Annotated in this window: 19 protein-coding genes; 9 read left to right on the forward strand and 10 right to left on the reverse strand. The window is 62.1% G+C overall.

The window, feature by feature from the left end; all coding sequences use genetic code 11:
- Nucleotides 1–63: 63 nt before the first annotated feature.
- The 3 genes from CKW13_RS04200 to CKW13_RS04210 are packed head-to-tail and all read right to left on the reverse strand — an operon-like array spanning nt 64 to nt 2,381.
- Nucleotides 64–627, reverse strand: coding sequence for a peptidylprolyl isomerase (locus tag CKW13_RS04200; protein WP_095107334.1), 564 nt, complete (start codon nt 625–627; stop codon nt 64–66).
- Between the two features lie 3 nt (nt 628–630).
- Nucleotides 631–1,434 (reverse strand): alpha/beta fold hydrolase, encoded by an 804-nt coding sequence (locus CKW13_RS04205; protein WP_095107335.1) that lies wholly within the window; start codon nt 1,432–1,434, stop codon nt 631–633.
- 23 nt (nt 1,435–1,457) lie between these two features.
- Nucleotides 1,458–2,381: a LysR family transcriptional regulator gene (locus CKW13_RS04210; RefSeq protein WP_095107336.1), complete on the reverse strand. Its 924-nt coding sequence runs from the start codon at nt 2,379–2,381 to the stop codon at nt 1,458–1,460.
- A 50-nt stretch (nt 2,382–2,431) separates the two neighbouring features.
- On the opposite strand from CKW13_RS04210, the gene CKW13_RS04215 reads away from it, so the two are divergent.
- The 3 genes from CKW13_RS04215 to CKW13_RS04225 all read left to right on the forward strand — a co-directional run bounded on the left by CKW13_RS04215 (nt 2,432) and on the right by CKW13_RS04225 (nt 4,579).
- On the forward strand, nt 2,432–2,746 hold the full coding sequence (locus CKW13_RS04215) for a 3-phosphoglycerate kinase (RefSeq protein ID WP_095107338.1): 315 nt from the start codon (nt 2,432–2,434) through the stop codon (nt 2,744–2,746).
- Nucleotides 2,747–2,896: 150 nt separating this feature from the next.
- Nucleotides 2,897–3,496, forward strand: a complete 600-nt coding sequence (locus tag CKW13_RS04220; RefSeq protein WP_095107339.1) for an FMN-dependent NADH-azoreductase — start codon at nt 2,897–2,899, stop codon at nt 3,494–3,496.
- A 225-nt stretch (nt 3,497–3,721) separates the two neighbouring features.
- A complete protein-coding gene (locus CKW13_RS04225) occupies nt 3,722–4,579 on the forward strand; it encodes a carboxylate/amino acid/amine transporter (RefSeq protein ID WP_095107340.1) in 858 nt (285 codons plus the stop codon).
- 20 nt (nt 4,580–4,599) lie between these two features.
- Here the strand turns inward: CKW13_RS04225 and CKW13_RS04230 are convergent, their stop codons facing one another.
- Nucleotides 4,600–5,871 (reverse strand): mechanosensitive ion channel family protein, encoded by a 1,272-nt coding sequence (locus CKW13_RS04230; protein WP_095107342.1) that lies wholly within the window; start codon nt 5,869–5,871, stop codon nt 4,600–4,602.
- 192 nt (nt 5,872–6,063) lie between these two features.
- Between CKW13_RS04230 and CKW13_RS04235 the strand changes: the two genes are divergently transcribed.
- Nucleotides 6,064–7,410, forward strand: a complete 1,347-nt coding sequence (locus tag CKW13_RS04235) for a DEAD/DEAH box helicase (protein ID WP_095107343.1) — start codon at nt 6,064–6,066, stop codon at nt 7,408–7,410.
- Between the two features lie 48 nt (nt 7,411–7,458).
- Here the strand turns inward: CKW13_RS04235 and CKW13_RS04240 are convergent, their stop codons facing one another.
- Nucleotides 7,459–7,734, reverse strand: a complete 276-nt coding sequence (locus tag CKW13_RS04240) for a hypothetical protein (RefSeq protein WP_095107345.1) — start codon at nt 7,732–7,734, stop codon at nt 7,459–7,461.
- Between the two features lie 164 nt (nt 7,735–7,898).
- Between CKW13_RS04240 and CKW13_RS04245 the strand changes: the two genes are divergently transcribed.
- Nucleotides 7,899–8,291, forward strand: a complete 393-nt coding sequence (locus tag CKW13_RS04245; protein ID WP_095107347.1) for a transcriptional regulator — start codon at nt 7,899–7,901, stop codon at nt 8,289–8,291.
- Here CKW13_RS04245 and CKW13_RS04250 read toward each other — a convergent pair whose 3' ends face one another.
- A complete protein-coding gene (locus CKW13_RS04250; protein WP_095107349.1) occupies nt 8,292–9,161 on the reverse strand; it encodes a DUF6279 family lipoprotein in 870 nt (289 codons plus the stop codon).
- Nucleotides 9,162–9,336: 175 nt separating this feature from the next.
- Entirely contained in the window at nt 9,337–9,525 is a 189-nt protein-coding gene (locus CKW13_RS04255) for a hypothetical protein (protein ID WP_176465044.1), read from the reverse strand.
- Nucleotides 9,526–9,851: 326 nt separating this feature from the next.
- Here CKW13_RS04255 and CKW13_RS04260 point away from each other — a divergent pair, with 326 nt between their 5' ends.
- The 3 genes from CKW13_RS04260 (at nt 9,852) to CKW13_RS04265 (ending at nt 11,705) form a co-directional block, all read left to right on the forward strand.
- The gene (locus CKW13_RS04260) at nt 9,852–10,688 is read left to right on the forward strand and encodes a S1 RNA-binding domain-containing protein (RefSeq protein WP_095107352.1); all 837 of its coding nucleotides are present in this window, start codon (nt 9,852–9,854) and stop codon (nt 10,686–10,688) included.
- Between the two features lie 200 nt (nt 10,689–10,888).
- Nucleotides 10,889–11,017: a PA1414 family protein gene (locus CKW13_RS24700; RefSeq protein WP_003184145.1), complete on the forward strand. Its 129-nt coding sequence runs from the start codon at nt 10,889–10,891 to the stop codon at nt 11,015–11,017.
- A 94-nt stretch (nt 11,018–11,111) separates the two neighbouring features.
- Complete coding sequence (locus tag CKW13_RS04265; protein WP_095107354.1) at nt 11,112–11,705, forward strand: tRNA-uridine aminocarboxypropyltransferase; 594 nt, start codon at nt 11,112–11,114, stop codon at nt 11,703–11,705.
- Here the strand turns inward: CKW13_RS04265 and CKW13_RS04270 are convergent.
- The 3 genes from CKW13_RS04270 to CKW13_RS04280 are packed head-to-tail and all read right to left on the reverse strand — an operon-like array spanning nt 11,702 to nt 16,606.
- Complete coding sequence (locus tag CKW13_RS04270) at nt 11,702–13,057, reverse strand: HlyD family type I secretion periplasmic adaptor subunit (protein ID WP_095107355.1); 1,356 nt, start codon at nt 13,055–13,057, stop codon at nt 11,702–11,704. The genes CKW13_RS04265 and CKW13_RS04270 overlap by 4 nt on opposite strands.
- 9 nt (nt 13,058–13,066) lie before the next feature.
- A complete protein-coding gene (locus CKW13_RS04275) occupies nt 13,067–15,226 on the reverse strand; it encodes a type I secretion system permease/ATPase (RefSeq protein ID WP_095107356.1) in 2,160 nt (719 codons plus the stop codon).
- Between the two features lie 21 nt (nt 15,227–15,247).
- Nucleotides 15,248–16,606, reverse strand: coding sequence for a TolC family outer membrane protein (locus tag CKW13_RS04280; RefSeq protein WP_095107357.1), 1,359 nt, complete (start codon nt 16,604–16,606; stop codon nt 15,248–15,250).
- Nucleotides 16,607–17,154: 548 nt separating this feature from the next.
- Between CKW13_RS04280 and CKW13_RS04285 the strand changes: the two genes are divergently transcribed.
- Nucleotides 17,155–23,742: retention module-containing protein (locus CKW13_RS04285; protein WP_095107358.1), on the forward strand; the 6,588-nt coding region annotated here is incomplete at its 3' end.

Below are 23,742 nucleotides of genomic sequence, written 5' to 3' on the forward strand. Positions count from 1 at the left end.
CGTGCGGGCTCTCCTTGTCGAGGGTGGAGCGGCGCGAGGCAGGCCCCGCGCCGCTGGCGCGCGTCAGTCGATGCGCTTGGCCGACTTGATGAACACCGGGTCGGCGGGCACGTCGCGCATGCCATTTTTGACGGTGGTACGGGAGTTGACGATCTGGTCGACCACGTCCATGCCCTTGGTCACCTTGGCGAACACGGCGTAACCGGCATCGCGGCCCGGGTCGAGGAAGGCGTTGTCGGCAACGTTGATGAAGAACTGGCTGGTGGCCGAGTTCGGGTTGGAGGTGCGGGCCATGGACAGGGTGCCGCGCACGTTATGCAGGCCGTTGCTGGCTTCGTTGCGGATCGGGTCCTTGGTGTCTTTTTGCACCATTTGCTCGGTGAAGCCGCCGCCCTGGGCCATGAAGCCCGGGATCACGCGGTGGAAAATGGTGTTGTTGTAGAAGCCGCTGTCCACGTACTGGAGAAAGTTTTTGCTGCTGATGGGCGCCTTGACCGGGTCCAGCTCGATTTCCACTGCGCCGAAACTGGTATCCAACACGACTTTGGGGGCTTTTTCCGGCGTGGCAGCCATCAGGTGGGCGGCGAAGAAGACAGAGCCAGCGACGAGGGCGAGTTTTTTTAGCATGGGTCAGTGATCCTGAGGGGTGGTGTCGACTGTGGTTAGAAACTCAAGCAGGGTTTGGTTGAAGCGGTGTGGCTGGTCTAGCGGGGTGGCATGCCGCGAATCGGCGATGACCACCAGGTGCGCATCGCTCAGGAGCCGGACATAGGCTTCCTTGAGTGCCACCGGCGTGTAGTCACGCTCGGCGCTGATGACCAGGGTTGGACAGGTAACCCGCGAAAGTCGTTCCTGCACGCCCCAGCCGACGATGGCATCGAAGCTGGCGAGATAAGCACGTTTGTCGTTTTTTGCCCAGCGCTCAGCCATTTTTTGCCGCAGCGCCGCTTGTTCTGGCTTGGGAAACAGCTTGCTACCCAAGGCCCGGCCAATGGTGTCCATACCCAGCAGGCGCGCCAGGCTCCAGCGCTTGAACCACTGCCAGTAGTCGTCGGCGCTGCGCAGCTTGACCTGGGGGGCGCTGTTGACGATGCACAGGCTCTTGAGCAAGTGCGGTTGGTCCACCGCCAATTGGAAGCCGATCATGCCGCCCATGGACAACCCCACCAGGTGCACCGGCCCCAGGTTCAGGTGCTCGATCAGCGCCACCAGGTCGGCGCTGAACCCGGCAATGCTGTAGCGCTCGCGGGGTTTGTCGGAACGGCCGTGGCCGCGCACATCGGGGATGATGAGGCGGTAGCGGGCGGCAAGGTCAGGGATCTGCATCTCCCAATCCAGGGCGCTGGAACCCAGGCCATGGACCAACAGAAGCAGCGTGCCGTGGCCGTATTCCTCGTAGTGCAGGGTGCAACCTTCGTGCTCGAAATAGGCCATGGCAGAACTCCTTGTTCAGTGGGTCAGGCTTGCTCGGGGGCGGCGAACGGGGCCTCCAGCGGCGCGGTGTCGAAGGTGCGCAGCAGTTCGACGAGGATTTGCGTGGCTGGGCCCAGGGGTTTTTCCTTGTTGGAGTACAGGTAGAAAGTCGGGTGGCGGCTACCGCCCTGGTCCAGCGGCAGCAACTTGAGCAGGCCTTCCTTTATTTCCCGCTCGATCAGGTGCCGCGGCAGCCAGGCAAAGCCCAGGCCACTGCCCACGAAGGTGGCGGCGGTGGCCAGGCTGCCGACGGTCCAGCGCTGTTCGGCGCCCAGCCAGCCGACGTCGCGTGGCTGCTGGCGGCCGGAGTCGCGGATCACCACTTGCAACTGGCTTTCCAGGTCCTGGAAGCTCAGCTCCCGCTGCAAACGGTGCAGGGGGTGGTCGGGGTGGGCAACGGCGACGAACTCCACGCTGCTCATCTCGGTGCCCAGGTAGCCGGAGATGTTGTAGCCGCTGATGGCCAGATCCGCCACGCCTTCGAGCAGGACTTCTTCGACCCCCGACAACACCTCCTCGCGCAGGCGCACGCGGCAGCCGCGGCTTTGCGGCATGAACGCGGTGAGGGCGCGCACGAGGCGGGCATTGGGGTAAGCGGCGTCCACCACCAGGCGCACTTCGGCTTCCCAGCCCTGCTCCATGTGGTGGGCCAGGTCTTCGAGTTGGCTGGCCTGCTTGACCAATTGCCGCGAACGGCGTAACAGCACGCCGCCGGCCTCGGTGAGTACGGCTTTGCGCCCGTCGATGCGCAGCAAGGGCACGCCGAGCTGGTCTTGCATGCGCGCGACCGTGTAGCTCACGGAGGACTGCGAACGGTGCAGCGCTTCGGCTGCCTGGGCGAAGCCGCCGTGATCGACCACCGCTTGCAGGGTCCGCCATTGATCGAGGGTAACGCGGGGCGCTTTCAAGTTGAGCTCCTCTTGTCCTAAGCTGGCAGCCCTTTGTTGGAGGCTGCCGAATGAGAAAAATTTGTTTTGCGTTACTGGCGCTGTTGCCGCTTAGTGCGTTCGCCTACCCGATCGCGGTGGAAAAACACCTCACCGGCGTGAGCGTCGACTACACCGCGTTCGACACCGATGCCGACATCGGCTCCATCCAGATCAACAACTACGGCAAGAGCGACGCGCTGTGCACGGTGGTGTTCCGCAATGGCCCCGAGGCGCCGCGCACCCGCAAAGTCGAGGTGCCGGCCGGCAAGTTCAGGAACGCCACGGCCAAGTTCAACCGCAGCATCATCCGCCTGCGTATCGAGCTGACCTGCGTGGCCAAGTAACGGGACGGGAGGCGGTCCTACGGGGAACGCTTCGCTTATAAACGAATTTATAGATCGGTTATAGCAGTTATTTGCGCTTTTTCATCGATATGACTCTGTTTAACCTCCACTCCATCGCCTTACAGCATCTACCGATGGAGCCTACAAGCTATGTCACGCGTTCTTATCATCGAAAGCAGCGCCCGCCAGCAGGACTCGGTGTCCCGCCAACTGACCCAGACCTTCATTACCCAGTGGCAGGCCGCGCACCCGGCGGATCAGATCAGCGTGCGTGACCTGGCCGTCAACCCGGTGCCGCACCTGGACGCCCACCTGCTGGGCGGCTGGATGAAACCCGCCGAACAACGTACGCAAGCCGAACAGGCCTCCCTGGAGCGTTCCGAAGCCTTGACCGAGGAACTGCTGGCCGCCGATGTGCTGGTCATGGCCGCGCCCATGTACAACTTCACCATCCCCAGCACCCTCAAGGCCTGGCTCGACCACGTGCTGCGCGCCGGAGTGACATTCAAATACACCGCCACCGGCCCCCAAGGCCTGCTCACCGGCAAGCGCGCCTTTGTGTTGACGGCCCGCGGCGGCATCTATGCCGGCAGCAGCGCCGACCACCAGGAACCCTACCTGCGCCAGGTCATGGCGTTTATCGGCATCCACGACGTGGCGTTCATTCATGCCGAAGGCCTGAACCTGGGCGCCGACTTCCACGACAAAGGCCTGAGCCAGGCCAACGCCCGTTTGGCCCAGCTCGCCTAAGGCGTTAATCGCCCGGTAATCGTAGGCAGGCTTAGTAGGCCTCCTTGCGCATTCCCCTTCAGATCGGTTCGCGCATCGAACCTCCCTTTGCACTTGTTGCTCCTGAGTGCTCCCGCCCGATCGGCCCTGTGGCCTGATCGGGTTTTTTTTGCCTGCGGGTTCCTGCCGGGTTTCCCTGCGCGGCGCAAAACCGCTAAGGTCGCCGCCATTTGAAATGAGGTGCCTATGGGCTATCTACTGGTTGTCACGCTGATTCAGGCGTTTTCCTTCAGCTTGATCGGCGAATACCTGGCCGGGCATGTGGACAGCTACTTCGCCGTGCTGGTGCGGGTGGTATTGGCCGGGTTGGTGTTCATTCCCCTGACCCGTTGGCGCCAGGTGGAACCGCGTTTCATGCGCGCCATGCTGCTGATCGGCGCGTTGCAGTTCGGCGTCACCTACGTGTGCCTGTACCTGAGTTTTCGGGTGCTGACGGTGCCGGAGGTGCTGCTGTTCACCATCCTCACGCCGTTGCACGTGACCCTGATCGAAGATGCCCTGAACCGGCGTTTCAACCCTTGGGCGTTGATCGCGGCGCTGGTGGCGGTGCTGGGCGCGGCGGTAATTCGCCTGGACCGCATCAACCCGGACTTCTTCATGGGGTTCTTGCTCCTGCAACTGGCCAACTTCACCTATGCGGCGGGGCAGGTGCTGTACAAGCATTTGGTGGCGCGCCACCCCAGTGACCTGCCCCATTACCGGCGCTTCGGTTACTTCTACTTGGGGGCGCTGGCGGTGGTGTTACCGGCGTTCCTGGCCTTCGGCAAGGCGGATTTTTGGCCCGAAGCGCCGTTGCAGTGGAGCGTGCTGGTGTTTTTGGGGTTGGTGTCTACGGCGCTGGGGATGTACTGGTGGAACAAGGGCGCGTGCCTGGTCAGTGGCGGCACCCTGGCGGTGATGAACAACCTGCACGTGCCGCTGGGGCTGCTGGTCAACCTGTTGATCTGGAACCAGCACGAAGACCTGGGGCGCCTGGCCCTTGGCGCCCTGGTGATCCTGGGCGCGGTGTGGATCAGCCGCCGCGGCGCACTTCGCACCTCGTAGCAAGCGGGCGAGCTCGCTTGCTACGTTGTTTCGGGGGCGAGAGGCGGGAAGAGCCCGGCGCGCAGGTCGTTGCCGCTGGGCTGTTGGTACAGGCTCAGGCCGAATTCCGGTAGCACCGCCAGCAGGTAGTCGAAGATATCGCCCTGGATCCGCTCGTAATCGGCCCACGCGGTGGTGCGGGTGAAGCAGTAGATCTCCAGCGGCACCCCTTGGGCCGTGGTTTGCATCTGGCGGACCATGCAGGTCATGTTCGGCTGAATTTCCGGGTGGCTCTTGAGGTACGCCAGCGCGTAGGCGCGGAAAGTCCCCAGGTTGGTCATGCGGCGGCGGTTGGCCGACAGCTCGGCGACGTTGCCCTGGGCCTCGTTCCAACTCTTGAGTTCAGCCTGTTTGCGGCCGATGTAGTCGGTCAGCAGGTGCACCTGGGTCAGGCGTTGTTCTTCCTCGTCGCGCAGGAAACGCACGCCGATGGCGTCGATGTACAGGCTGCGCTTGATCCGCCGGCCACCGGCCTGTTGCATGCCGCGCCAGTTCTTGAACGACTCGGACATCAGGCGCCAGGTGGGAATGGACACGATGGTTTTATCGAAATTCTGCACCTTGACCGTGTGCAGGGTGATGTCCACCACGTCGCCGTCGGCGCCGACTTGGGGCATTTCGATCCAGTCGCCGACCCGCAGCATGTCGTTGCTGGTCAACTGCACGCTGGCGACGAACGACAGCAGGGTGTCCTTGTAGACCAACAGGATCACCGCCGACATCGCCCCCAGGCCGGATAGCAGCAACAGCGGCGAGCGGTTTATCAGGGTGGCGACGATGATGATCGCGCCAAACACGTACAGCACCATTTTCGCCAGTTGCACGTAGCCCTTGATCGACCGGGTGCGGGCGTGTTCGGTGCGCGCGTAGATGTCCAGCAAGGCATTGAGCAGGGCGCTGAGGCTCAGTACCAGGAACAGGATGGTGAATGCCAGGGCGACGTTGCCCAGAAACACGTGGCTGTTCTTGCTCAGATCCGGCACCAGGTTGAGGCCGAACTGCACGATCAGCGACGGCGTCATCTGGGCCAGGCGATGGAACACCTTGTTTTCGCGCAAGTCGTTGACCCAGTGCAGGGCCGGTTGCCGGCCCAGTAGCCGGGCGGCGTGCAGAATTAAGTAGCGTGCCACTCGTCCGAGCACCAGGGCGACCACCAGCAAGGCGCTCAGGGCCAGGCCGGAAAACAGCAGCGGGTGTTGATCGAGCATGCCCCAGAGGTCTTGGGCGTTGAGCCAGAGCTGTTTCATATCCATGGGTAAAGCGATTCTTCTGTAGGACGAGACCGGGCGATTAGAGCATTTAAGACAAGCGAGGTTACGATTCGGGACAAGTTCGCTAACAAAAATGCAGCTGATTGCGCTGCTTTGCGTAAAGAAACTCGGTTTGGCCGCGCGAAACCGTTACCCTATGCGGCTGTTTTTCTGCATTTCTTCGAGGTAGCACCCGTGTTTTCCCAATTCGCCCTGCACGAACGCCTGCTCAAAGCCGTGGCCGAGCTTAAATTTGTCGAGCCTACGCCAGTGCAAGCCGCGGCCATCCCGCTCGCGCTCGAAGGGCGTGACCTGCGGGTGACGGCGCAAACCGGCAGTGGCAAAACCGCCGCTTTCGTCCTGCCGATCCTCAACCGCTTGATCGGCCCGGCGAAAGTCCGCGTCAGCATCAAGACCCTGATCCTGCTGCCGACCCGCGAACTGGCCCAGCAGACCTTGAAGGAAGTGGAGCGTTTCGCCCAATTCACCTTCATCAAGTCCGGCCTGATTACCGGCGGCGAAGACTTCAAGGTGCAAGCCGCCATGCTGCGCAAGGTACCGGACATCCTCATCGGTACGCCGGGGCGGATGATCGAGCAGCTCAACGCCGGCAACCTCGACCTCAAGGAAGTCGAAGTGCTGGTGCTGGACGAAGCCGACCGCATGCTCGACATGGGGTTTGCCGACGACGTGCAGCGTTTGGTCGAGGAATGCGCCAACCGCCAGCAGACCATGCTGTTCTCCGCCACCACCGGCGGCTCCACCCTGCGCGACATGGTCGCCAAGGTGCTGGTCAACCCTGAGCACTTGCAGCTCAACAGCGTCAGCCAACTGAACGCGACCACTCGTCAGCAGATCATCACGGCCGACCACAACCAGCACAAAGAACAGATCGTCAATTGGCTGCTGGCCAATGAGACTTATCAGAAGGCAATCATCTTCACCAACACCCGGGCCATGGCCGACCGTATCTACGGCCGCCTCGTGGCGCAGGAATACAAGGCCTTCGTCCTGCACGGCGAAAAAGACCAGAAAGACCGCAAGCTGGCCATCGACCGCCTCAAGCAGGGCGGCGTGAAAATCCTCGTCGCCACCGACGTCGCCGCCCGCGGGCTGGACGTCGAAGGCCTGGACATGGTGATTAACTTCGACATGCCCCGCAGCGGCGACGAGTACGTGCACCGTATCGGCCGCACCGGCCGCGCCGGTAACGATGGCCTGGCGATCTCGCTGATCTGCCATGGCGACTGGAACCTGATGTCGAGCATCGAGCGCTACCTCAAGCAAAGCTTCGAGCGCCGCACCATCAAGGAAGTCAAAGGCACCTACGGCGGGCCGAAAAAGGTCAAGGCCTCGGGCAAAGCCGTGGGCGTGAAGAAGAAAAAGGTCGACGCCAAGGGCGAGAAAAAGAAAACCGGCGCCAAGTCGCCGACCAAACGCAAGATCGCCAACCGCCCCAAGACCGACGCCCTGTCGCTGGTCAGCAAGGACGGCATGGCGCCGCTCAAGCGCCGCAAGCCCGAAGCACCTGCGGCCGAGTAAGGCGCGCAGGCCTTAAAAAAACCGGCCCCTGGCCGGTTTTTTATGGCCTCAACTCTCTGCCTTGGCCTCGGCCTTGTTCAGCTCTTGAAGGCGTTTGTCGATCAACTGGCATTTGTCCGGCAAATCCTTGCTGGCGGTGGTCAGGTCCATTTGCTGCAACTCGTCGTTGATCTCCTTGGCTTTGGCCGGGTTCTGCTCGGTGATCTGGGTGACCTTCTCGGCCACTTCCTTGCGTTTGGCTTCGGCCTCTTCGGGGGTGCAGGCCCAGGCGGGCAGGGCGGTGAACAGGGCGGCGGCGACCGTCAATTTCAACAGGGTATTCATGATGCAGACCTCCAGGTTTGCGGGTGCACTACGCCCGGTTGAGGCTGGCGCTTGGGCAAAAGTTCAGTGAAATTGCGCTCATCAACCCGGCTGAACGGCTGCGGAACAGGCAGGTCACACCCTTTGAAAGGCATCTTTTTCTTATGCCTGCCGGAGGATTCAGGATGACTACTTACAACTGGGAACTGATCGAACGCCTGCTCCACGAAGTTCAGAACGGCGCCGACCACAGCTTCACCCCACGGCCCTATGCCGAAGAGCACGCAGCGGCCAAAGCGGCGGAAGGTGAGCAGGTGGAGAACCTCGACCACCTGAAAACCACCGCCACCGAGTACGAAAAGCTCCTGCTCGACCGTGGTTTCATCGCACCGCGCCCCGAGGAAGAGGGCGGAAATGGCGAAAATTTTGTGCTGACACCTCGCGGTTCCAGCTTGCTGGCGATGATCGACAGCAGCATTCCCGGCAACGACCACCCCCGCGAACTGTTGGACCAACAGGCCGACGCCCTCGACACCGCGACCTTCGACAGCCTGGCGTCCAGGGCGCAGAACGCCTGATTAACCGGGGCGCACGGTTTGCAGGCATTGCAGTGAAGTGAGGTCCTGGCGCACGCCGTCGAGTTTTTTCAGCAGGCGTGAACGCTGGGCCTCAGTGCTTTGGGCCATGAGGTCAACGATCAGGCTGCGGGCCGCTTGCTCGGTCCGCTCGAAGGCCTGGCGATAGGCGGGGCTCCACAACTGCTCGCGTTCCACCAGCAATTGCTCGATGCGTTGTGGGAAGTCGGCGGCATGACGCTGGGCCACTGCGGTGCTGAACTCGCCTTGCCATTGGGCGCGGTTGGCGATCCATTCGCGGTTTTGCTCGCCCAGGCTGGCAGACCAAGCCTGTACCCGTTGCCGCTGGCCGGGGCTGAGGGGGCCGAGCCAAGTGGCCAGGCGCTTGGCCATGCGCTTGGCGCGCTCGCGGATTTGCTGCTCCAGCGGTGGTTCGACGTATTTGGCCTGGCGTTCGCGCAGGTCCTTGGCGAAGGCCGCGTTCATCTCGGCCACTTGCCGCTCGCTCAGCCCTTGCAGCAGCTCCACGGCCGAGGGGGTAATGGCCCGGGCGGTTTGGCTGATGGCTTGCTTGGCTTCTGCGGCCCGGGCTTGCAGGGCCTGATCGCTGACCTGGTCGGTCTTGACCATGGCCTCGACACGGTCGAGCCAGTCGAGGTAGGCGGGCAATTGGGTGCTGCAATGCCAGCTCAGGTGCTCCTTGAGACGTTGGTCGAACCAATCTTTTTGGGGGCGGTTCATGTCCAGGTAGTAGCTGAGCGTCCACGGCACGATCACATCAAGGTTGCGGTAGGCCAGCCCGACGCGGCTGCACCCGGCGAGGGTCAGGCCGAGGGCCAAGAGCAGGGTGATGGCGTTGAACCAGCGGGGCATGGGCAAGTCCTGGCAGGCAGTCATAGACCCTCATCTGAACCCGCAAGGGTGCTGGCAGTTCAGTGTGGTTCAGGCGCTGGGGCAGGATTTTTACGGGTGATGGGGGAGGCGGGGCTCTAGCCCTGGCGCTTCGAGGCTCGAAGCGCTTAGGGACCAGGGATTGCTGCGCGGGGTGTTACTTTTTGCCAAGGGTAATTTGCTTGGACGGGCCGAAGGTCTGGCCACTGACGCCTTTGGCGATTTGCTGGATTTCACCGCCGGACTTCAGGAAAGCAGCAATCTGCTCGTTGATCGAATCGCTGGTTTCAACGGCTGGAGCTGGCTTTGATTTGCTATTGGATGCTTTTACGCGCATGGCGGCCATTAACCTGTAGAAAATTAACTTGGCCAGGCATCGTACAGGAAATACTTGACAATTGCTTGGTAAATATCTGCTGAAATGAATTAACTCATCGTTTGGAAATTAAAACCCGCGCATTCAAATAACGCCCTAAGCGGTTGTTTTCACTCAAAAGAGGCGGCAAATAAATACGGGCGTTGCGCCGATTGCCCCAAGCGCGGCCTGACGAGCGGCTCGTCCGTGCGCTAAATTCAGGCGCTACAAGGACTTTTTTCCGCCGCGCCCGCAGCCTGCAGAACGGCGCCGGTAAACTCGGGTAGAATGCCGCCCACGCAATGAGGGTATTGGAAATGGCTTTAGTCGGACGCTACAACAGTTTGCAAGTGGTTAAACATACTAACTTCGGTTTGTATCTGGACGGCGGCGCCGATGGCGAAATCCTGCTGCCCAATCGTTATATTCCAAAAGATATTCCCAGCGAAGATGAAGACTGGCTCAACGTTTTTATTTATTTGGACAGCGATGACAAACTTATCGCCACCACGGAAAAACCCAAAGTTCAGGTCGGTGAATTCGCCAGTTTGAAAGTGGTTGAAGTCAACAGCATCGGCGTGTTCCTCGACTGGGGCCTGCCCAAGGACCTGTTGCTGCCGTACTCCGAAGAAAAACGCCAGATGACCGCCGGCGAGTACTGCGTGGTGCATGTGTACCTCGACAAACACACCCGCCGCATCACCGCCACCGCGCGCCTGGACCGTTACCTGGACAAAACCCCGGCCAACTACCAAGTGGGCCAGGAAGTGGACTTGCTGGTGGCCGAAGCGACCGACATGGGCTTCAAGGCCATCATCAACAACAAGCACTGGGGCTTGATCCACAAGAACGAAATCTTCAAGTTCATGCGCGCCGGTAAAGAAGAAAAAGGCTTTATCAAAGAGATTCGTGCCGACGGCAAGATCAGCCTGAGCCTGCAACCGGTGGGTGAAGAAGCCGCCAGCAGCCTGAACTCCAAGATCCTCGCCAAGTTGCGCGAAAACAACGGCAGCCTGCCGGTCAGCGACAAAAGCGACCCGGCCTTGATTAGCAGCCTGTTTGGCGTCAGCAAGGGCAACTTCAAGAAAGCCATTGGCGCGCTCTACAAAGGTGGGCAGATCGTGATCCACGCCGACCGCATCGAGTTGAGCTGATTGCCTGAGGGGGATAGTGGCATTGAGCCGCCTAGCGCGGCGGTTTGCCGGGGTTTACGTGGGATGCAGGGCCTATTGCTGATGGATTCAGTAATAGATCATTGTAAGAACGAGCGAGCATTGCGTAGGAGTTAGGACTATTCTCTGTGAGAACACGTTCAAGACTCTCGATCGCACCGCATTACCCTGAAGGGGGCACCATGAAAGAGAAAATTCAAAACTGGCTCCACGACCTCGGTGTTGCGCTGGGTCTGATTGAACCGCCGCTGCAACCGGTGCCTATCCGCACGGACGACGAGCAACGCCGTCGCCAGCCGCGCCGCCGCTAACCCCCGCCCTTGAAGTGATCCAGGGCCTGATGCCGGTCAGGCCCACCGGTTTTCCCCTGTGCCCGCCCCGGGCTTTTTCTTTGTCCAGAACCTTATGCCCCGCCCACACTGCCCGCGCTGCCTGCGCCCCGACACCCATTGCCTGTGCCCGCTGATCCCCAGCCTCGACAGCCGCACCCGGGTGCTGTTGTTGCAGCACCCCAGCGAGGTACGCCACGCGCTGAACACCGCGCGCCTGGCGGCGTTGGGCCTTAATAACGCTGAGTTGATCGTGGGCGAGGTGTTCGCCGACCTGCCGGCGCTGCTCGACCGCCCCGGTTACCAGGCGCGGTTGTTGTTTCCGGGCGAAGAATCCCAGGCGCTGCACGCCTATGGGCCGGCGGAGCTACCGCTGTTGCTGGTGGTGCCGGACGGCACCTGGCGCAAGGCGCGCAAGCTGTTGCACCTCAATCCGCTGCTGGCCGCGCTGCCCCGGGTCAGCCTGGCGGCGGGCGCGGTGTCGCGCTACCGCTTGCGCAAGGCGCCGGGGCCGGGGGCGTTGTCCACGGTGGAGGCCATAGCCCAGGCGTTGCAGGTGCTGGAGGCGCCGGCCTCGTTCGAGCCATTGCTGCGCCCGTTCGAGGCGTTGATCGAGGGCCAGATCGCGGCGATGGGTGATGACGTTTACCAGCGCAACCACGGCGCCTAGCGTTCGCGCATCGCCTCGGTGCGAGCCTTGAGCACCGGTTTGAGCAGGTAATCGAGCACACTTTTTTCGCCGGTGATGATGTCCACGGTGGCCACCATGCCGGGGATTATCAGCAGCGGTTTGACGTCGCCGCCCAGGTGGTTTTTGTCGGTGCGCACCTGGATCAGGTAGAAACTGTTGCCCTTGTCGTCGGTGATGGTGTCGGCGCCGATCAATTCCAGCTTGGCGCTCAGGCCGCCGTAGATGGTGTAGTCGTAGGCGCTGAACTTGACCATGGCTTTCTGCCCCGGGTGCAGGAAGGCCACGTCCTGCGGGCGGACTTTGGCTTCGATCAGCAGGTTGTCTTCCAGGGGCACGATTTCCACCATGTCGCTGCCGGGTTGGACCACGCCGCCGATGGTGTTGACCTTGAGCTGCTTGATGACCCCATGCACCGGGGAGGTCACCGTGGTGCGGGTGACGCGGTCGTCGATGGCGATGCTGGTGGCGGTGATTTTCGACAGTTCGGCGCGTTTTTCGTTGAGTTCCTTGGCCGCCTCGGAGCGGAAACTCTGCTCCGATTCATCGATCTTGCTCTTGATCTCATTGATCGCCGATTCGGCCCGGGGAATGGCCAGGGTGGTGGCATTGAGGGAGCCGCGGATTTCCACGGCGGCGCGTTTGAGGCGCAGAATTTCCACCGGCGACACCGCCCCGGTGCCCACCAGGGGCGCGGACATGTTCATTTCCTGTTGCAGCAGCCCCAGGCTTGAGCTGAATTGCCCTTGTTTTGAGCGAAATTCCGCCAGTTCTTGGGTTTTTTGCCGAAGTTGCTCACTCAAGGTCCGTTGTTCGCTGGCCAACCTGCGTTGGCGCTGCTCGAACAGCGAGCGTTCGTCCTCGGCCACTTGCGGGGCCTTGGCCACCACTTCGTCGGAGAGCTTGAAGGGCCGGCCCTCGGCTTCGGCCGACAGGCGTTCGACCTGGGCGGTGAGGGTGAAGCGATCCACCTCGCTTTCGCCCTTGTTGGAGCGAAACCGCGTGTCATCCAGGCGCAGCAGGGTGTCGCCCTTGTTCACCATTTGCCCTTCGCGCACGAAGATCTCGGTGACGATGCCGCCCTCCAGGTTCTGGATCACCTGCACCTTGCTCGACGGAATGGCCTTGCCTTCGCCCATGGTCACTTCTTGCAGCACAGCGAATTTGGCCCACAACAGGGCGCTGATGATAAGCGCGGCGGCGATCCACACCGTCAGGCGCGACCAGCGCGGCGAGTCTTCCTGGGCGACGCCGGCCACTTCGGGCATGAATTCGCTGTCGGCGTTTTTGTTGAAACGAGCGAAGTAGCCGCGCGGGGCAGTGGGGTTGGACATGGGCGCCTCCTAGACGGCCGCAGAGCCGACACGGCCCTTGCGCAGTGCATCGATGACCGCTTCCTTGGGACCGTCGGCGACGATCTTGCCGTTGTCCAGCACGATCAGGCGATCCACCAGGCTGAGCATTGAGGTGCGATGGGTGACCAGCAACAAGGTCTTGCCCGCGACCCAGGTGTGCAGGCGTTGGCGCAGGGTGTCTTCGCTGCTGTTGTCCATGGCGCTGGTGGGCTCGTCGAGCACCATGATCGGCGGGTCGAGCAGCAACGCCCGGGCCAGCAGCACAGCCTGGCGCTGGCCGCCGGAGAGTAATTGGCCGCGCTCGCCCACCGGGCGGTCGAAGCCTTGGGGGTGCTGGCGGGCCAGTTCGGTGACGCCGGTCAGCTCCGCCACTTCAAGCATCCGCGCGTCACTGATGTAGCGTGCGCCGAGGGTCAGGTTGTCGCGCAGGCTGCCGGCCAGCAGCGGCAGGTCATGGGCGACATAGCCGATCTGTTGGCGCAGGTCGGCCACGTCCAGTTGCCGCAGGTCCAGGCCATCGAGCAGCAGTTGGCCTTCGTCGGGGGCGTAGAAACCCATCACCAGGCGCCCCAGGGTGCTTTTGCCCGAGCCGCTGCGGCCGATGATGCCGATGCGCTCCCCCGGTTTGACGCTGAAGCTGATGTTGTGCAGCGCCGGCGCGCCTTGCCCGGCGTACTGGAAGGTCACCTGGCTGACGTCCAGCGCGCCTTGCAACTGGGTGCGTTCCAGCGGCCGCTGCTTGGCGTCGCGTTCCTGGGGCAGGCCCATCAGGGCGTCGGTGCTGCGCATGGTTAATTGGGCTTGCTGGTAGCGGGTGATGAGCCCGGCGATCTGCCCCAGGGGCGAGAGCACGCGGCTGCCGAGCATGTAGGTGGCCACCAGGGCGCCGACGCTGAGGCTGCCGGCGATGATGCTGTAGACCCCGGCGATGATGGTGGTCATGCCACACAACTGCTGGATGAACAGGGTGCCGTTGGTGGCCATGGCCGACAGGTTGCGGGCATGGCTGTCCAGGCGCGTGAGGGCGCCGTGGGTGCTTTCCCATTTGTGCTGGCGCTCGCTTTCGGCGCTGCAGGCCTTGAGGGTTTCCAGGCCACTGAGGGTTTCGATCAGCAGGGCCTGGCGTTCGGCGCCCAGGGACAGGCTTTTTTGCACGGTGTCGCGCAGGCGTGCCTGGATCACCATGGCAAAGCCGATGGTGATGGGGAACGCCAGCAGCGGGATAACCACCAGCCAGCCGCCGAGCAGGCCGATCACCACCAGCATCAGCACCGCGAAGGGCAGGTCGATGAGGCTGGTCAGGGTCACGGCGGTGAGGAACTCACGCAGGCCCTGGAAGTCATGGATGCTCTGGGCAAAACCGCCGATGGTGGCCGGGCGGGCCTTCATCGACATACCGGTGATGCGCTCAAACAGCGTGGCGGAGAGGATCACGTCGGTTTTCTTGCCGGCGGTGTCCAACAGGTGCGCGCGCACCACCCGCAGCACCAACTCGAACCCGGTGCCGATCAACAGGCCCACCGACAGCATCCACAGGGTGGACGTGGCCTGGTTGGGCACCACGCGGTCGTAGGTCTGCATGACGAACAACGGCACCATCAGGCCCAGCAGGTTAATCAGGAAACTGGCGAGGATCGCGTCGCTGTACAGCCAGCGCGACAGCTTGAGGGTGTCGCGAAACCATGCCTCTACCCGGGGCACCAGGGGCGCGCGCAGGTCTTCGAGTTCGTGGCGCGGCCGGGCGAAGAGGGCCTGGCCGCTGTATTCCTCGGCCAACTCTTGGCGGCTGACCCACTGCTCGCCGCCCTCGGCTTCGCTGGGCAGGATCAGCGCCTTGTCGTCCTCGCTCCAACGGCGCAGTACGGCGGTGCGGCCGTTGTTGAGGATCAGCAGCACCGGCAGGTTTAGCGCAGAAATGGCCGACAGGTCCCGGCGCAGCACCCGCGCCTGCAACCCGGCCCGGGCCGCGGCCCGGGGCAGCAGGTCCAGGCTCAGGCGTTGCTGGGCCAGGGGCAACCCGGCGCTCAGGCTGGCACGGCTGACGGTGCGGTCGTGCAGCTTGCACAGGATCATCAACCCGTCCAACAACGGGTCGTCGAAGCTCAGACGCGGGTCCACGCCAGTATTGCCGGGTTCCATGCTGGTCAAGTTGCGCACTCCTTGTACCGACTACTTCATTTCAGGCAAACGGGCTTCGTTTCTCACTTCGGTCTGGGCGATGGCTTCGGCGGGGACGACGACTTTCTCCTTGTTCAGCAACTCCCCCATGTTGGCCAGCACGCGGTACATCGAGAACTCTTCGGTGTAGCGCACTTCGGTGTAGCGGCGGTTGGCGTTGTACAGCTCGTTTTCACTGTCGAGCAGGTCGAGCAGGGTGCGTTGGCCCAGGCCGAACTGGTCTTGGTAGGCGGCGCGCACACGGGTGGTGGTTTCGGCGTATTCGCGGGCGGTGGGGGTTTGCTTCTTGGCGTTGACCATGGCGTTCCAGGCCAGGGTGATGTTCTCGTTGAGCATGCGCAGTGCGTTGTTGCGGATGTCCATGGCCTGGTTGATTTTGTGCGCGTCCGATTGCAGGCGTGCCTTGTCGCTGCCGCCCTTGAACAGGTTGTAATTCATGATGACGCCCACGCGCCATTCGTTGTCATGGCCCTTGTCGCCCTGGATGTTGTCGTTGGCGCCCACTGCCGCTTCGGCATCGAAACGTGGGTAGAACGGCGACTTGGCCACCTCATATTGGCTTTCGGCGGACTGCACGTCGGCCTGGGCGGATTTGAGGTAAGGGTTGTTCTCCAACATGCTCTGGCGCGCGTCCGGCAGGCTGGCGGGCACTTCACCACGAATCGAGGGCAGGGTTTCCAGTTCGTCGGGCATGCGGCCAACGGCGCTGAAGAAGTTCGCCTCGGCATCGGCCAGGTCGACGGTGGCGGTGTCAAAGTTGTTTTCCGCCAGGGCACGACGGGCGGCCGACTGGTCGAGGTCGGCGTTGCTGCCCACGCCGCGCTGGGTGCGCAGGCCAATCTGGTCGTTCACCCGCAGGTGCGCTTGCAGGTTGTTCTTGGCCAGGGTCACCAGTTCACGGCGCTTGAGCACCTCCAGGTACACCTCGATGGTACGCAGGGCCAGGCTTTCGGCGGTGCCGCGGGTGTAGTAGGCGCGGGAGTTGACCACCGATTGGGTGCGGCCCACTTCATTGGCGGTATTAAAGCCGTCGAACAGCATTTGCCGCAGGCGCAGTTCCGACTGGGTGTAGTTCAACGTTTCGGTGTGGTGGTTGCCCTGGCCACGGGTGGTGCTGTTGTCGCTATAGCCACGGCCATACCCGGCGTTGAGATCCAGCGAAGGGTAAAAACCACCCTTGGCGACCTTCACGTCTTCATCCGCCGACAAACGGCTGTTCTGGGTCGAACGAAGCTCGGGGTGATTATCCAGCGTGCTTTGGATGGCTTCAGTCAACGACATGGCCTGGGCCGCGGGGGCGCAGGCGATAGCCAATAAAACCGCGCTGCAGAGGGGTGTCAAAACGCGCATGGGTACTTCTCCCTGGTCCTGATGGTGCTTAGCAGTCGCCAAAAAGTTGACGAATTTTTTAGTTCAAACCGTTTCAGGTTTGTAACATGAGAGCTAAGAACACTTTTGCGCCGACCTAAGAAGAATTTCTCATAACACTTATGCCAAAAAAAACTTATGCACTCTGCCAGATCCAGCACATTGTTGATTGCGCGGGCCCTTATTAACCAAGCCCTCTGGAGCTTTTAAGGGGTTTCGCAAAGTTCAATCAATTTTGCAGTACAGGTCGGGAAAGGAGTGAAAAGGCGAGGGCGGCATCGTTTTTCGGGCGGCGGTTTTTTGTCACTTGCCCCTGGTTAGCGCTGTGACGCCCCTTCCCTTGAACGGTTTTGAGGCGGATGAGCTTGATTTTGTTTGGCTTGTTCCGCTTTCACCGGTAGTTCGGGAGGTGTAAGGGGTGACGGATTTGTGCCGCGCTTAGAGACGCGGCGCAGATCGGTCGCCCCGTGCCATTCACGCTTTCTCTGCATACGTAGATGCCGATAGCTGTCGGCGGCGGAGGAATGGATATGGCAACGCTCATCGGTATCGTCAGTCAGGTAGTGGGTCAGGTTTACGCAGTGGCGAGCAACGGTGCCAAGCGCGCCCTGGTCGAGGGCGACCGGCTGTTTGCCGGGGAAACGCTGGATACCGGCGCCTCCGGCGCGGTGGCCGTGCGCTTGCAGAACGGCCAGGAATTGACCCTCGGCCGTGGCAGCGAGCTGCAATTGAGTGCCGACCTGCTCAGCGACAAGGTGCCCCACGTCGTCGCCGCTGAAAGCACCACGCCGAGCCAGGCGCAATTGACGGACGTCGAGCAATTGCAAAAAGCCATCGCCGCTGGCGCCGACCCCACCCAAACCGGCGAAGCCACCGCGGCCGGCCCCGGTAGCCCCGGCGGTACGGGCGGCGCGGAGGGCGGCGGCCACACCTTTGTATTGCTCGAAGAAGTGGCGGGCCGGGTGGATCCCGTCATCGGCTTCCCCACCGCCGGGTTCAACGGTATTCCCGAATTCGTCCCGCAGATCATCGACCCGGTGCCAGAGGACACCACGCCCCCCATCGTGCCGCCCAACAACGAAGTGAGCCTGGGCGGGCTCGCGGTGGAGGGCGGCGAACTGACCCTCAACGAAGCCAACCTGCAACAGGGCTCGGCCAGCGACCCGGCGGCCCTGACCCAAAGCGGCAGCTTCAATGTGTCGGCCCCCGATGGCCTGCTCAACCTCAGCGTGGGCGGCATCAGCGTGGTCAGCGGCGGAGTGGCCGCGCTCTTTCCGCAGTCGATCACCACCCAACTGGGCAACACCCTGACCATCACCGGCTACAACCCGGCCACGGGCGTGGTCACCTACAGCTACACCCTCAACGGCAACGAAACCCACTCAGCGGCCGACGGCGCCAACAACCTGAACGAACAGTTCACGGTGGTGGCCAGCGACACCAACGGCGACACCGCCACCGGCTCGCTGGACATCAACATCACCGACGACCTGCCCAACGCGGCCAACGACAGCAACGCCGGCGTCGGCTCCGAAAGCCAACTGACCCTCGCCGGCAACGTGCTGACCAACGACGTACAAGGCGCCGACCGCGTGGCCAGCGGCCCGGTGACGGCCGGCACCTACACCGGCACCTACGGCACCCTCGTGCTGGCGGCCGATGGCAGCTACACCTATACCCTCAACCCCACGGGCGCGGCGTTTTTGGCCCTCAAGGGCGATGGTAGCGGCACCGAAACCTTCACCTACACCCTCACCGACTCGGACGGCGACACCAGTACCGCCAACCTGGTGCTCAACGTCCACAACAACGACGACCCCGCGACCCTCGACGGCCTCAAAGTCGAAGGCGCCGAACTGACCTTCTATGAAAACGCCCTGAGCGACGGCTCGGCGCCAGGCAGCAGCCCGCTGACTCAGGGTGGCTCCTTCACCGTCACCGCACTCGACGGCGTACAAACCCTGACCGTGGGCGGTATCAACGTAGTCACCGGCGGCGTGGCAGCGACTTTCCCACAGGTGTTTACCACCGACCTGGGTAATACCCTGACCATCACCGGGTACAACCCGGCGACTGGCGTGGTCACCTACACCTACACCCTCAACGACAACGAAGCCCACGCCCCGGGCGCCGGCACCAACAGCCTGGGGGAAAACTTCACCGTTACCCTGGTGGACAGCAACGGCACCACAGCCACCGACTCCCTGGACGTGAACATCGTCGACGATGTGCCAACGGCCAAAGACGACAGCAACACCCAAACCGCCACCGAGACGCTGACGTCGTTGACCGGCAATGTGCTGGACAACGACATCCAAGGCGCCGACCGCGTAACCACCGGCCCATCGGCCGGCCCCATTACCGGCGGTACCTTTACTGGCACCTACGGCACCCTGGTTCTGGGGGCGAACGGTACTTATACCTACACCCTCGACCCCAACAATCCCGCCTTCAAGGCACTGACCACGGATTCCACCGAGACCTTTACCTACACCTTCACGGATAAGGACGGCGACACCAGCACCGCGAATTTGGTGCTCAACGTCCACAACAACGATGACCCAGTGGTGATCGATGGCCTGAAAGTGGACGGCGGGGAAGTCACGCTGTACGAAAAAGCGCTCTCAGACGGTTCTGCTCCGGGCAGCTCGCCGCTGACCCAGGGCGGTTCCTTTACCGTGACCGCGCTGGACGGGGTACAAACCCTCACCGTCGGCGGCATCAACGTCGTCACCGGCGGCGTGGCGGCCACTTTCCCACAGGTGTTTACCACCGACCTGGGTAATACCCTGACCATCACCGGGTACAACCCGACTACAGGCGTGGTGACTTACACCTACACCCTCAACGACAACGAAGCCCACGCCCCGGGCGCCGGCACCAACAGCCTGGGGGAAAACTTCACCGTTACCCTGGTGGACGGTAACGGCACCACGGCCACCGACTCCCTGGACGTGAACATCGTCGACGATGTGCCAACGGCCAAAGACGACAGCAACACCCAAACCGCCACCGAAACCCTCACCAGCCTCACCGGCAATGTGCTGGACAACGACATCCAAGGCGCCGACCGCGTAACCACCGGTCCATCGGCAGGTCCTATCACTGGCGGTACCTTTACTGGCACCTACGGCACCCTGGTTCTAGGGGCAAATGGCACTTACACCTACACCCTTGACCCCAACAATCCTGCATTCAAAGCGCTGACCACGGATTCCACCGAGACCTTTACCTACACCTTCACCGACAAGGACGGCGACACCAGCACTGCGAATTTGGTGCTCAACGTTCACAACAACGATGACCCAGTGGTAATCGATGGCCTGAAAGTGGACGGCGGGGAAGTCACGTTGTACGAAAAAGCCCTGGGCGATGGCTCCGCTCCCGGCAGCAGCCCGCTGACTCAGGGTGGCTCCTTCACCGTGACCGCACTGGACGGCGTGCAAACCCTCACCGTGGGTGGCATCAACGTGGTGACCGGCGGTGTGGCGGCCACTTTCCCACAGGTGTTTACCACCGACCTGGGTAACACCCTGACCATCACCGGGTACAACCCGACTACAGGCGTGGTGACTTACACCTACACCCTCAACGACAACGAAGCCCACGCCTCCGGCGCCGGCACCAATAACCTGAGCGAAAGCTTCACCGTGACCCTGGTGGACGGCAACGGCACCACGGCCACCGACTCGCTGGACGTGAACATCGTCGATGACGTACCAACGGCCAAAGACGACAGCAACACCCAAACTGCGACTGAAACCCTCACCAGCCTCACCGGCAACGTGCTGGACAACGACATCCAAGGCGCCGACCGCGTAACCACCGGTCCATCGGCCGGCCCCATTACCGGCGGTACATTCACCGGCACCTACGGCACCTTGGTTTTGGGGGCGAACGGTACTTATACCTACACCCTTGACCCCAATAATCCCGCCTTCAAGGCACTGACCACGAACGCCACCGAGACCTTTACCTACACCTTCACGGATAAGGACGGCGACACCAGCACCGCGAACCTAGTGCTCAACGTCCACAACAACGATGACCCGGTGGTAATCGATGGCCTGAAAGTGGACGGCGGGGAAGTCACGTTGTACGAAAAAGCCCTGGGCGATGGCTCCGCTCCTGGCAGCAGCCCGCTGACCCAGGGCGGCTCCTTCACCGTGACCGCACTGGACGGCGTACAAACCCTCACCGTCGGCGGCATCAACGTGGTGACCGGCGGTGTGGCGGCCACTTTCCCACAGGTGTTTACCACCGACCTGGGTAATACCCTGACCATCACCGGGTATAACCCGACTACAGGCGTGGTCACTTACACCTACACCCTCAACGACAACGAAGCCCATGCAACGGGTGCAGGCACCAACAACCTGAGCGAAAGCTTTACCGTGACCTTGGTGGACGGCAACGGCACCACGGCCACCGACTCGCTGGATGTGAATATCGTCGACGATGTGCCAACGGCCAAAGACGACAGCAACACCCAAACTGCGACTGAAACCCTCACCAGCCTCACCGGCAACGTGCTGGACAACGACATCCAAGGCGCCGACCGCGTGACCACCGGCCCATCGGCCGGCCCCATTACTGGCGGTACATTCACCGGCACCTACGGCACCCTGGTTCTGGGGGCGAACGGTACTTACACCTACACCCTCGACCCCAACAATCCCGCCTTCAAAGCGCTGACCACGAACGCCACCGAGACCTTCACCTACACCTTCACCGACAAGGACGGCGATACGAGCACCGCGAATTTGGTGCTGAACGTCCACAACAACGACGACCCGGTGGTGATCGATGGCCTGAAAGTGGACGGCGGGGAAGTCACGCTGTACGAAAAAGCCCTGAGCGATGGCTCCGCTCCTGGCAGCAGCCCGCTGACCCAGGGCGGCTCCTTCACCGTGACCGCGCTGGACGGCGTACAAACCCTCACCGTCGGCGGCATCAACGTCGTCACCGGCGGCGTGGCGGCGACTTTCCCACAGGTGTTTACCACCGACCTGGGTAACACCCTGACCATCACCGGGTACAACCCGGCGACTGGCGTGGTCACTTACACCTACACCCTCAACGACAACGAAGCCCATGCCTCCGGCGCCGGCACCAACAACCTGAGCGAAAGCTTTACCGTGACCTTGGTGGACAGCAACGGCACCACGGCCACCGATTCTTTGAACGTGAATATCGTCGATGACGTCCCCACCGCGAAGGACGACAGCAACACCCAAACCGCCACCGAAACTCTGACGTCATTGACCGGCAACGTGCTGGACAACGACATCCAAGGCGCCGACCGCGTAACCACCGGCCCATCGGCTGGCCCCATTACTGGCGGTACATTCACCGGCACCTACGGCACCCTGGTTCTGGGGGCGAACGGTACTTATACCTACACCCTCGACCACAACAATCCTGCATTCAAAGCGCTGACTACGAACGCCACCGAGACCTTCACCTACACCTTCACCGACAAGGACGGCGACACCAGCACCGCGAACCTAGTGCTCAACGTCCACAACAACGACGACCCGGTGGTGATCGATGGCCTGAAAGTGGACGGTGGTGAACTGACGCTGTACGAAAAAGCCCTGAGCGATGGCTCCGCTCCTGGCAGCAGCCCCCTGACCCAGGGCGGCTCCTTCACCGTGACCGCGCTGGACGGCGTACAAACCCTCACCGTCGGCGGCATCAACGTCGTCACCGGCGGCGTGGCGGCCACTTTCCCACAGGTGTTTACCACCGACCTGGGTAACACCCTGACCATCACCGGGTACAACCCGGCGACTGGCGTGGTGACTTACACCTACACCCTCAACGACAACGAGGCCCATGCAACGGGTGCAGGCACCAACAACCTCAGTGAAAGCTTTACCGTGACCCTGGTGGACGGCAACGGCACCACGGCCACCGACTCCCTGGACGTGAACATCGTCGATGACGTGCCAACGGCCAAAGACGACAGCAACACCCAAACTGCGACTGAAACCCTCACCAGCCTCACCGGCAATGTGCTGGACAACGACATCCAAGGCGCCGACCGCGTAACCACCGGTCCATCGGCCGGCCCCATTACCGGCGGTACATTCACCGGCACCTACGGCACCCTGGTTCTGGGGGCGAACGGTACTTATACCTACACCCTCGACCCCAACAATCCTGCATTCAAAGCGCTGACCACGAACGCCACCGAGACCTTTACCTACACCTTCACCGACAAGGACGGCGACACCAGCACCGCGAATTTGGTGCTCAACGTCCACAACAACGATGACCCAGTGGTGATCGATGGCCTGAAAGTGGACGGTGGTGAACTGACGCTGTACGAAAAAGCCCTGAGCGATGGCTCCGCTCCTGGCAGCAGCCCCCTGACCCAGGGCGGCTCCTTCACCGTGACCGCACTCGACGGCGTGCAAACCCTCACCGTAGGCGGTATCAACGTGGTGACCGGCGGTGTGGCCGCCACTTTCCCACAAGTCTTTACCTCCGACCTGGGTAATACCCTGACCATCACGGGGTACAACCCGGCGACTGGCGTGGTGACTTACACCTACACCCTCAACGACAACGAAGCCCACGCCCCTGGCGCCGGCACCAACAGCCTGGGGGAAAACTTCACCGTTACCCTGGTGGACAGCAACGGCACCACGGCCACCGATTCGCTGGACGTGAACATCGTCGATGACGTGCCAACGGCCAAAGACGACAGCAACACCCAAACTGCCACCGAAACCCTGACGTCATTGACCGGCAACGTGCTGGACAACGACATCCAAGGCGCAGACCGCGTAACCACCGGTCCATCGGCCGGCCCCATTACCGGCGGTACCTTTACTGGCACCTACGGCACCCTGGTTCTGGGGGCAAATGGCACTTACACCTACACCCTTGACCCCAACAATCCTGCATTCAAAGCGCTGACCACGAACGCCACCGAGACCTTTACCTACACCTTCACCGACAAGGACGGCGACACCAGCACCGCGAACCTAGTGCTCAACGTCCACAACAACGACGACCCGGTGGTGATCGATGGCCTGAAAGTGGACGGTGGTGAACTGACGCTGTACGAAAAAGCCCTGAGCGATGGCTCCGCTCCTGGCAGCAGCCCC

It is taken from the genome of Pseudomonas sp. Irchel 3E20 (assembly GCF_900187645.1).
Classification (GTDB): Bacteria; Pseudomonadota; Gammaproteobacteria; order Pseudomonadales; family Pseudomonadaceae; genus Aquipseudomonas.

Coding starts and splice junctions, on each gene's coding strand:
- CKW13_RS04230 (WP_095107342.1), bottom strand. CDS start 5,871: ATGGATATGAAACAGCTCTGGCTCAACGCCCAAGACCTCTGGGGCATG.
- CKW13_RS04225 (WP_095107340.1), top strand. CDS start 3,722: ATGGGCTATCTACTGGTTGTCACGCTGATTCAGGCGTTTTCCTTCAGC.
- CKW13_RS04215 (WP_095107338.1), top strand. CDS start 2,432: ATGAGAAAAATTTGTTTTGCGTTACTGGCGCTGTTGCCGCTTAGTGCG.
- CKW13_RS04240 (WP_095107345.1), bottom strand. CDS start 7,734: ATGAATACCCTGTTGAAATTGACGGTCGCCGCCGCCCTGTTCACCGCC.
- CKW13_RS04270 (WP_095107355.1), bottom strand. CDS start 13,057: ATGTCCAACCCCACTGCCCCGCGCGGCTACTTCGCTCGTTTCAACAAA.
- CKW13_RS04245 (WP_095107347.1), top strand. CDS start 7,899: ATGACTACTTACAACTGGGAACTGATCGAACGCCTGCTCCACGAAGTT.
- CKW13_RS04205 (WP_095107335.1), bottom strand. CDS start 1,434: ATGGCCTATTTCGAGCACGAAGGTTGCACCCTGCACTACGAGGAATAC.
- CKW13_RS04265 (WP_095107354.1), top strand. CDS start 11,112: ATGCCCCGCCCACACTGCCCGCGCTGCCTGCGCCCCGACACCCATTGC.
- CKW13_RS04260 (WP_095107352.1), top strand. CDS start 9,852: ATGGCTTTAGTCGGACGCTACAACAGTTTGCAAGTGGTTAAACATACT.
- CKW13_RS04255 (WP_176465044.1), bottom strand. CDS start 9,525: ATGGCCGCCATGCGCGTAAAAGCATCCAATAGCAAATCAAAGCCAGCT.
- CKW13_RS04280 (WP_095107357.1), bottom strand. CDS start 16,606: ATGCGCGTTTTGACACCCCTCTGCAGCGCGGTTTTATTGGCTATCGCC.
- CKW13_RS24700 (WP_003184145.1), top strand. CDS start 10,889: ATGAAAGAGAAAATTCAAAACTGGCTCCACGACCTCGGTGTTGCGCTG.
- CKW13_RS04250 (WP_095107349.1), bottom strand. CDS start 9,161: ATGCCCCGCTGGTTCAACGCCATCACCCTGCTCTTGGCCCTCGGCCTG.
- CKW13_RS04220 (WP_095107339.1), top strand. CDS start 2,897: ATGTCACGCGTTCTTATCATCGAAAGCAGCGCCCGCCAGCAGGACTCG.
- CKW13_RS04200 (WP_095107334.1), bottom strand. CDS start 627: ATGCTAAAAAAACTCGCCCTCGTCGCTGGCTCTGTCTTCTTCGCCGCC.